Origin of the sequence: Microcystis sp. M53602_WE12, from assembly GCF_030065455.1 — a bacterium.
In the GTDB taxonomy this organism is placed as follows: Bacteria; Cyanobacteriota; Cyanobacteriia; order Cyanobacteriales; family Microcystaceae; genus Microcystis; species Microcystis aeruginosa.
Map to the genome: position 1 here is coordinate 1 of NZ_JASJFB010000244.1, position 8,116 is coordinate 8,116.

General features: G+C 42.9%; 7 protein-coding genes. 5 read left to right on the forward strand and 2 right to left on the reverse strand.

What is annotated here, in order from left to right:
* Positions 1-63: 63 nt before the first annotated feature.
* A complete protein-coding gene (locus PX482_RS08925; RefSeq protein ID WP_002762501.1) occupies positions 64-771 on the reverse strand; it encodes a hypothetical protein in 708 nt (235 codons plus the stop codon).
* A 309-nt stretch (positions 772-1,080) separates the two neighbouring features.
* Between PX482_RS08925 and PX482_RS08930 the strand changes: the two genes are divergently transcribed.
* The 5 genes from PX482_RS08930 to PX482_RS08950 all read left to right on the forward strand — a co-directional run bounded on the left by PX482_RS08930 (position 1,081) and on the right by PX482_RS08950 (position 6,123).
* Positions 1,081-1,269, forward strand: coding sequence for a hypothetical protein (locus PX482_RS08930; protein WP_288096322.1), 189 nt, complete (start codon positions 1,081-1,083; stop codon positions 1,267-1,269).
* Positions 1,270-1,341: 72 nt separating this feature from the next.
* Positions 1,342-2,127 carry a PDC sensor domain-containing protein gene (locus PX482_RS08935; RefSeq protein WP_502846655.1) on the forward strand — a complete coding sequence of 262 codons (786 nt, stop codon included), beginning with the start codon at positions 1,342-1,344 and terminating at the stop codon, positions 2,125-2,127.
* A 99-nt stretch (positions 2,128-2,226) separates the two neighbouring features.
* Positions 2,227-3,213, forward strand: a complete 987-nt coding sequence (locus tag PX482_RS08940) for a ligand-gated ion channel (RefSeq protein WP_155120456.1) — start codon at positions 2,227-2,229, stop codon at positions 3,211-3,213.
* Positions 3,214-3,330: 117 nt separating this feature from the next.
* Positions 3,331-5,505, forward strand: coding sequence for a TRAFs-binding domain-containing protein (locus PX482_RS08945; protein WP_288096326.1), 2,175 nt, complete (start codon positions 3,331-3,333; stop codon positions 5,503-5,505).
* Positions 5,506-5,556: 51 nt separating this feature from the next.
* Positions 5,557-6,123, forward strand: coding sequence for a DUF4231 domain-containing protein (locus tag PX482_RS08950; RefSeq protein ID WP_002734536.1), 567 nt, complete (start codon positions 5,557-5,559; stop codon positions 6,121-6,123).
* Positions 6,124-6,652: 529 nt separating this feature from the next.
* Here the strand turns inward: PX482_RS08950 and PX482_RS08955 are convergent.
* The gene (locus PX482_RS08955; RefSeq protein WP_002762496.1) at positions 6,653-7,777 is read right to left on the reverse strand and encodes a hypothetical protein; all 1,125 of its coding nucleotides are present in this window, start codon (positions 7,775-7,777) and stop codon (positions 6,653-6,655) included.
* Positions 7,778-8,116: the final 339 nt, after the last annotated feature.

Genomic DNA, 8,116 nt, shown 5'->3' on the forward strand with positions numbered 1-8,116 from the left:
AACCCTTATATAGAAAAGCATTTAGCGATTTTTGTCAATTGTTTTTGCTCTAGAGCGAACTAATCAATTAAGTCTCTTGCCAGATAAGGATTTAGTCGATTTATGCCCCCCTATCGAACCATACCAAGTAACGAAGAACCCTTTTAAAGGATTTTTGCTCTTATCTTGGTGAACGGCATAGCCCAATTCAGCAACCACAATCTGTGTACCGCCGATTTGCTTCATGAAATCCATTTGTTTGTTGAATTCCTGCAAGGTTTCAGATTCTTTCCCCTCCGTGAATTTGGTTCCTACCCAAGGTTCAGAAATCGTCAAATTGCGAAGGGCTAACTCACTTTTTAATTCTGAGATTTCTTGGGGAAATTTACCTGACATTTGCGAACCTTGAAAACCAGCTAATGCCATTTCACTGAGAATTTGCTGGTATCTAATTGGAGGATTCAGATCAATACTAGGGTCATCACCATTGCTCCAACCTGTGGGTGTAATTCCCAGGGAGACTTTTTTCTTATCAAATGTGGGATTTAAGAGCGCCGCTTTACCTGAAGAGGAAACCAGAGAAACTAAAATCGGCTTAGGTTGTGCTGTAGCAGCAGCGGGAAAAGCCAGGTAAGTTATCCCGATTACAAAAATAACTAACAAGACAATTAAACGGGCAATACCTAACGGCTTCCATCTAGGAGGTATGTCTGCTTGTAAGACTGAAGCTAATGGAAATTCACGGACTTTTTCTTTGCTGTTTAACGATTTTCCTTGATCGGCATCACTCATTGTTTATCATCTTCCTTTAGTAGACTGACCAAAAGACTTAAGAAGTTTGTTGATGGCTTTTGAGAAGTTCTGAACCAGCTGAATCCCAAGGGTTAAGGTTGGGCAGCAACCTATTCAGACTTGAGTTTCAGAAGTGAGACTGAAACACACTCTAAAAAACTAGGTCAGTTCGATATCTAAGCCTGAACCTTAAAGTCTTATTTGTTCTTGATCCTTAGAATCAGTTACCCTAAGAATCTATTACACCACCCCGCCAATATTTCGTATCCTAAGATACAATTTCATAATTTGTTACAAACGCTACTAAAAATGCAAACTCAAACCAATCCTTGGCAACAACGAATCTTTAGACTGTCCCTATCTCTCTGCGTTATCAGTTTCTTGTCGGCCACCTTCACCATTTATGCTTACTGGCGGGAGAAAAATCAAACCAGAGAAACAGCGAAAAATAATGCTCGACAAGAAGCTATCCGCGCCGCTAAAGAAATCGATAACTAGCTTCGTAAACTCCAGGATAGTGCCAATTCTATCGCCCACGATATCAGTAAGGATAAACTTAAAGATCGACAGTTGCTTGAGCGATTAAAAAGCACGATAGAACAAAATCCCAATTGGTTCGGTGTCGGTGCGGCTTATGCTTCCTATACTTACAAATCTCAGATACGTCTCTATGCTCCCTACTACACCAGAAAACAGGGTAAACTGCAATTACTGCAACTGGAATCTTTTTACGATTATACTCAACCCGGAAAGGGTGATTGGTATATCCATCCCTTAGCCTCCGGTTCAGTTTGGTTAGAACCTCATTTTGGAGCGGCAACTAACACTTTACTCGCAGAATTTAGCACTCCTTTTTATCGCCTTAATCCGAAAACCAAAAAAAATATTCCTTCTGGGGTGGTCTTCGCCAACTATTCTCTAGATGGGTTAAAAAACTTAATGAACTCCCTCAAACTAGGTAAGACTGGCTACGGATTTATCCTATCTAAAAAAGGAACTTTTATCTATAGTCATAGAGAAGATTGGGTTAAAGAGCAAAAAACCATCTTTCAAATAATTTCTCAAGCATATAAACCCGAAAAATTGCGAGTTCCAGCCCAAAAAGCTCTCAAAGGCTCTAAGATTGAAATGGATTTTCAAAATCCCTTAACGGGACAATCTAGCTGGATATTTTTTGAACCTATTCCTACTACAAGTTGGACATTAAGTGCTGTCTTCATTCAAGATGAAATTTTATTAAATACCAAGAGCTTACATCACAAACTGCTGCTGATTAATCTACAGATAATTAGCTTTTTCTTTTTTCTATTTATCCTAATCTTTCGCGCTTATAAAGGCAGTGTTCGCAGTCTTTAGGCTGTCTCTTCTTCCACTTCTGTTGTCTTGCTGGCGGGAATCGGATCTATCTGGTATCTCCAAATCTCTGAACATAAAATCGAACAGAAAAACAATATAGTGCTTCTGAAAAAAGCGGGTTTAAATAAATTTTTGCAATCTCGTAAATCCGAAAACCCTAAAGACTCCCCCCTCTATATTCCCACAGGAGTTTTTGTGCAGTCTCTAGAATTTGAAGATGCTAATGATGTGTTTATCACGGGCTATATTTGGCAAAAGTATGATAAGAATATCCCTCAAAACGTCAGTCGGGGTTTTATTCTTCCCGAAGCAGTTGATCCCAATGTAACCGAGATTCATCGTCATCAAGACCAAAATTTTGAAGTGATCGTCTGGTATTTTGAAGCTAAACTCCGAGAAAACTTTGATTATTCTAAATATCCCTTTGATGTTAAAGATGTCTGGATTCGCCTCTGGCCTAAAGACTTCTACAAAAATATCATCCTCACCCCAGATTTTGATGCCTACGATTTGATGGTTCCTACTTCCCTACCCGGTTTAGCAGAGGATTTTGTTTTACCTGGTTGGGATATTAAGAGTAGTTTTTTCCAGTACAAACTCAATAACTATAATACCAATTTTGGACTTAACAGCTATATCGGCCAGGACAATTTTCCCGAACTCTATTTTACGGTTGTTCTCCAACGAAATTTTATCAATGTACTGATTAGTAATATGATGATAATTATTGTTGTCCTATTACTGCTTTTTTGTATTCAAATACTGATCATCAAACATAAAGAGAGCGGTGAAAATCAAGATTTTACCGCTTTAGAGATCGTTTCCGCTTGTGGGGCTTTTCTTTTCATTGTCATTATCGATCAGATTAATCTCAGACAAAAAATTATCACGGCAGGTATTATTTATCTTGATTATTTCTACTTTATACTATATATAATGATTCTTTTAGTCGCAATTAATGCCATACTTTTTGCTTCTAATATCAAAATTGATTGGATTGATTATAAAAATAACTTAATCCCAAAGCTACTTTATTGGCCAACTAATCTGGCACTGTTACTGTTGGTAACTATGTTAGTTTTTTAGGCTCTTACCTTTTTACATACTAGGTTGAGAAGAACCCTTTTTTAACAAAAAATGGCTAGGGATTCAATCTCACTAAAATAAGTTATGATCAATCTTGCTTGAGTCAGAAAGATTAATATGCCCAGTCAAGAAATTATTGACCAGAAAAATTCTGCCGCCAACGCCGAACAAGTTTCTGAGTCGAACCTAGAGCTAGTTCCCCAACCGAAACAAGAGCATGATACCGCTGCCAGCCCCCAGGGGTTGCCCCATGCCTTCGTCGTCATGCCCTTTGGTAAGAAAAAAGGGCCAGACGACCGCTGGATAGATTTTAATAGCATCTATCAAGACTTAATTAAACCAGCCTTAATCGAAGCTGGATTTGAGCCGTTTCGAGCCGATGAAGAAAGCGTCAGCGGCGATATCCTCACCGATATGTTTCAGGAACTATTGCTGGCGGATCTGGTAATTGCTGACCTCAGCATTGATAATGCCAACGTTTTTTATGAGTTAGGAGTACGCCACGCCCTACGCAAGCGGGGACTAATTCATATCCAGTCGGGCCGAGGTTATCTGCCCTTCGATATTTTTAACGTCCGCACTCTCCCCTACCATTGTGACGAGAATGGCCAGCCCGATCGCCAATACCTGGAAAAAGACAAACAGGCGATCGCTAAAATGGCTCGCGCTACCGGGGAATCAGACCATCATCGCATTCACAGCCCCATTTTCAATTTACTCGACGGCTTGGAAGAACCCGATCGCCGGTCCTTGCAAACCCCCCTAGCCATTGGCTACTGGGATGAGTACAACAATTGGCGGAAACGGGTAGTGATCGCCCAACGCCAAGATCGCATTGGTGACGTTTTGCTGTTGATCGAAGAAGTGAGCAACCCCCTAATAAAATGCGAGGCGATCGCCGAAGCGGGGAAAGCCTTAAGAAACCTAGGAAATTATCAACTTGCGCTCCAGCAATATCGCAACGGACTGGCACTGCAGCCGAAAAATGCCGAATTCCGGCGCGAGGAAGCCTTTCACCTGAGCCGACTGAAGCGATATGATGAGGCAGTCGTACAGTTAGAGTCGCTGCTGCGGGATGAACCGGCCAATATCGATGCCCTTTCCTACTTAGCTCGCATTTACAAGGAAATGTGGAAGGAGCGATGGGTCGGCATCTCCAATGAAGCGGAGTGCCTCCAAACAGCCGAAGAATCGGCCCACTTACTACAAAAAGCGATTGAGACTTACCTGCAAGCCTACCGCCTCGATCAGAATCATTACTATTCCGGCATCAACGCCCTGACTCTATCTGCCGTCTTCAAGTATTTAGCCAGGCATGGTAGGGACGGCGATCCAGAAGAGAAAGCGATCAAAGAGGAGTTGCCGGTGCTGTCTGGAGCCGTTAAATTTAGCTTGGACAGTGCTGCTCTCAAGGATAACAACGATGTTTGGGTCTTCCTCTCCCTCGGCGATCTGGCCATCTGTACCGCCCGCAACCCGCAACAGGTGGCCAGAGCCTATAAAAGGGCGCTCAACCGGCTCTGGAACAATAAATTTGCTTTACTTTCAACCCTAGAACAATTGAAACTCTTAGAATCCCTGAATTTCCGCCTTGAATATGTCAAGTCAGGCCTCGATGTCCTCGAAGCAGAATTGGAGAGAATAGAACATCAAGAAGCCGCGATCTCCTCCCCAACGGTGAAGGAACCTCCGCAAGTTTTCCTCTTCTCCGGCCACATGATTGACAAGCCAGACCGCCCGAGGCCTCGGTTTCCCTCGGATATGGAAACCGAGGCGCAACAAAAAATTAAGGAGGTACTCGATAAGCTGCAAGCTGATACCACGGATCTGGCGATCATGCCGGGACTCGCTTGTGGGGGCGATATCCTGTTTCTAGAAGCCTGTTTAGAGCGCCAGATGAAAGTCGAGGTCTATCTGCCCTTCGAGTCGGCTCAATTTATTGAAGAGTCAGTCAGCTTTGCCGGCGATGATTGGGTAGAGCGTTTCTATAGGATTAAGAATCATCCCCAGGTCGCGCTCAACCTACAACCGGAACGAATCGGACCGGTCCCGAAAGGAAGCAATTCCTTTGAGCGTAACAATCGTTGGGCTCTCTATTCCAGTTTGATCTACGGAATCGATCGGGTGCGGTTGATTGTCCTCTGGGATGGCAAAGGCGGTGATGGACGTGGCGGGACTGGCGATATGGTCAAGCAAGTGCGTCAATTGGGGGGGATCGTCGAGCATCTAGACACAACTAAGTTTGATTATTGGAAAGCTCAAGGAGCGGGAATCGGAAATCGGGAAACTTGAGAAACCAGAGCCGAAATTTTTTTCTACTAACTGATTAAAAGTACAAATATTATGCCAAAAAAGTCCAAACTTTATCGTGAGCAGTTCCAGCAAGAAATCTCTGCTTTGATCGAGCAGATTGACTTGCCAGATTTACAGAAGCAGTTTATGAAAGCCCGCTGGCTCGAGCAATTACTGTGGCTAGAAGGCAGGGCCCAGACAACCCGCAACCAATACTATTTTCTCCGACTGCTCACAATTATCGGGGGGGTGATTGTTCCGGCCTTGGTCAGTCTTAATATCAACGCCAATGACGTTCAAGTAGTAGTCGGTTGGCTCGCCTTTGGCTTAAGTCAGGTGGTTGCTATCAGTGCTGCCGTTGAAGAGTTCTTTCATTATGGCGAACGCTATCGCCACTATCGCAACACGGCAGAGGCGATGAAAATTGAGGGCTGGCAATTTCTCCAGTTGAGTGGTTCTTATCGCCATGCCCAAAATCACGCCGAAGTCTATCCCGATTTTGCTCAACGAGTAGAAAACATTATCCAGCGCGATGTGGAAGGGTATTTCAGCCAGGTTGTACAGGAGAAAGAAAAGCCAAAACAGCAAGCAGAAATCGCTAAAACACCACCTCAGTAGCAAGACAAGGAATATTTAGCGATGGGAGTGTCAATTAGGTCGATTTCTCCACCAGAAAACCTTTTAGTCCTGAGATAATATTAGGCAGATATCTGATACCAAATCCTGTTTAAAAAGTATAGGATAGTGGGGAGCGGGGAGAAACAATCCATAACTTGAGAGTTAATCAGATTGTTAAAAACAGATTTGGTATCATACTAAATCCGTTGAGTATAGGCTAACGTCAGTTCGGGATAAGGGTGGAAAGAAAAGGCGGGGGCTAGTAAGCTGAAAAATATATAGGGTTTGCTGAAAAAGCTTTTCCTAGGGGCAGGGTGTGGGGTGTGGGGTTTTACCGATTTTGAGGCAGTCAGTTACCTAATTTTCAGGGAAAAAGTAGCTGAATTTTACCCCCGATCACTCCAATGGTTGGCACTTTTTGAGGAGAAAAAAGTCTAAAAGCCTTATCCAACAATGTTTTTAGATTTATTCAGCAAGCCCTAATTAGTGCTGCATGAAAACACAAAGAAATAGAAAATTCAAGAGCGATTCACTTACTGTCGGTAAGTCCTATTTCCTGTAACCTCCTCTTCAACCCAGACCGGTTACTGTACTGTTCGTAAATCTGGTTCAGGCACTCTTGGAAAACGGGCAACCCGTTTTGATATTCGGCTAAATCTCTTAATTTGACCAACAATTTAACAGCCTCATAGTAGGATTTAGACTGGGCTTTCTGAATTAGGGACTCGACTTGCTGCCAAACTTGCGCTTCCCGTTTAGCTAAAGTTTGTAGTTCCTCAATTCGCTTGGCTTCCGCTTCTTGTTGTCGCCGTTTTTCTGCCTTTTTTTCTTCCTCAGAAGCAGCCTCAAGAAGTTCTTGAACCGTGCGTCGAGGCTGGTTAGAGGGGGGAGAAGTAGGGATTAATTGAGACAGCTTTTGTTTGAATTTAGCAGATAAATTAGGTTCTCCTTTAGCCAATCTTAATAGGAAATCTTGGCGTTCAGAAGCGGATAATTGAGTAATAGCTTGTTGCCAAGTTTGCTCCGAGATAGTTGTTAGTTTACCACTGGATGCACAAGCAACATTTAATAAGTGTTCGTCCAATTCAAAGATTTCCGTAAAAGCCTTTTGAGATTCAGAAAGTTGATTTAGTCCGGGGGGTAGAGGAGGTTCTAGTTGCGTCTTATCGATGTCTATATATCCCTCGGATAAGTCAATAGCTTTCAGCCAGGCTAAATATAATCCTCGATAGTCTTGCTGGAGAATTTCTTGGCGTAATCCTATCAATTCCGATAGAATCCCTTCTCCTTCTATCCAGTCATTAAAACCTTCTTCTTGACTAAATTCCCAATCTAAAATTGCCCAATCTCCCGCAAAAGATAAGCTGATATAATTATCGATACAGTAAAGTTCAATTGCCTCTCGGTTGATCAGGGATGTGGGAAAACGAAACATTAATTGCTGTGTTCCCCAGTTGGCGATGTAGTACATGATATCGAAATACCGAGCCAGCACCTGTTTGGGATCCCCCCGAAAATTGCCGTAACTATAGGTGAAACTGGCACTCGTTGCCGTCGGTTTGACGCGGCTCGATAGCTCGCCTATGGCAGCTCTTTCCTCTTGGGTGAGGTGGCGATCGATCGCTTGGAATTCGTAATATTGGTATTCGCTCATGGTGTGCAACCTATCTCAAGGTTTATGATCGATATGCTGATAATTGTACGGGGATAGTCAGGGTTTGCTGAATAAATCTAAAAACCTTGTTGAACTCACTTTCCGCACTTCTTAACATTCAATTGATGATTTTTACTAATATATTGCTTAAAACCCATTGCCAGTAGGGACTATAGCTACAATGATAAGTAGGTAGGCGTTAAAAATTATCAGACACCCCCCTTATCAAGGGGGGATTAAGGGGGGATCCCCCCGCCTATCGGCACCCCCCTTATCAAGGGGGGCAGGGGGGATCGAACCTAAAATCCATTTTTAATTTAATTATAACCAGCTACTTAG

Bases quoted from the DNA above. Each gene is read 5' to 3' on its own strand.
- PX482_RS08925 (WP_002762501.1), bottom strand. From the start codon at position 771: ATGAGTGATGCCGATCAAGGAAAATCGTTAAACAGCAAAGAAAAAGTC.
- PX482_RS08930 (WP_288096322.1), top strand. From the start codon at position 1,081: ATGCAAACTCAAACCAATCCTTGGCAACAACGAATCTTTAGACTGTCC.
- PX482_RS08945 (WP_288096326.1), top strand. From the start codon at position 3,331: ATGCCCAGTCAAGAAATTATTGACCAGAAAAATTCTGCCGCCAACGCC.
- PX482_RS08950 (WP_002734536.1), top strand. From the start codon at position 5,557: ATGCCAAAAAAGTCCAAACTTTATCGTGAGCAGTTCCAGCAAGAAATC.
- PX482_RS08955 (WP_002762496.1), bottom strand. From the start codon at position 7,777: ATGAGCGAATACCAATATTACGAATTCCAAGCGATCGATCGCCACCTC.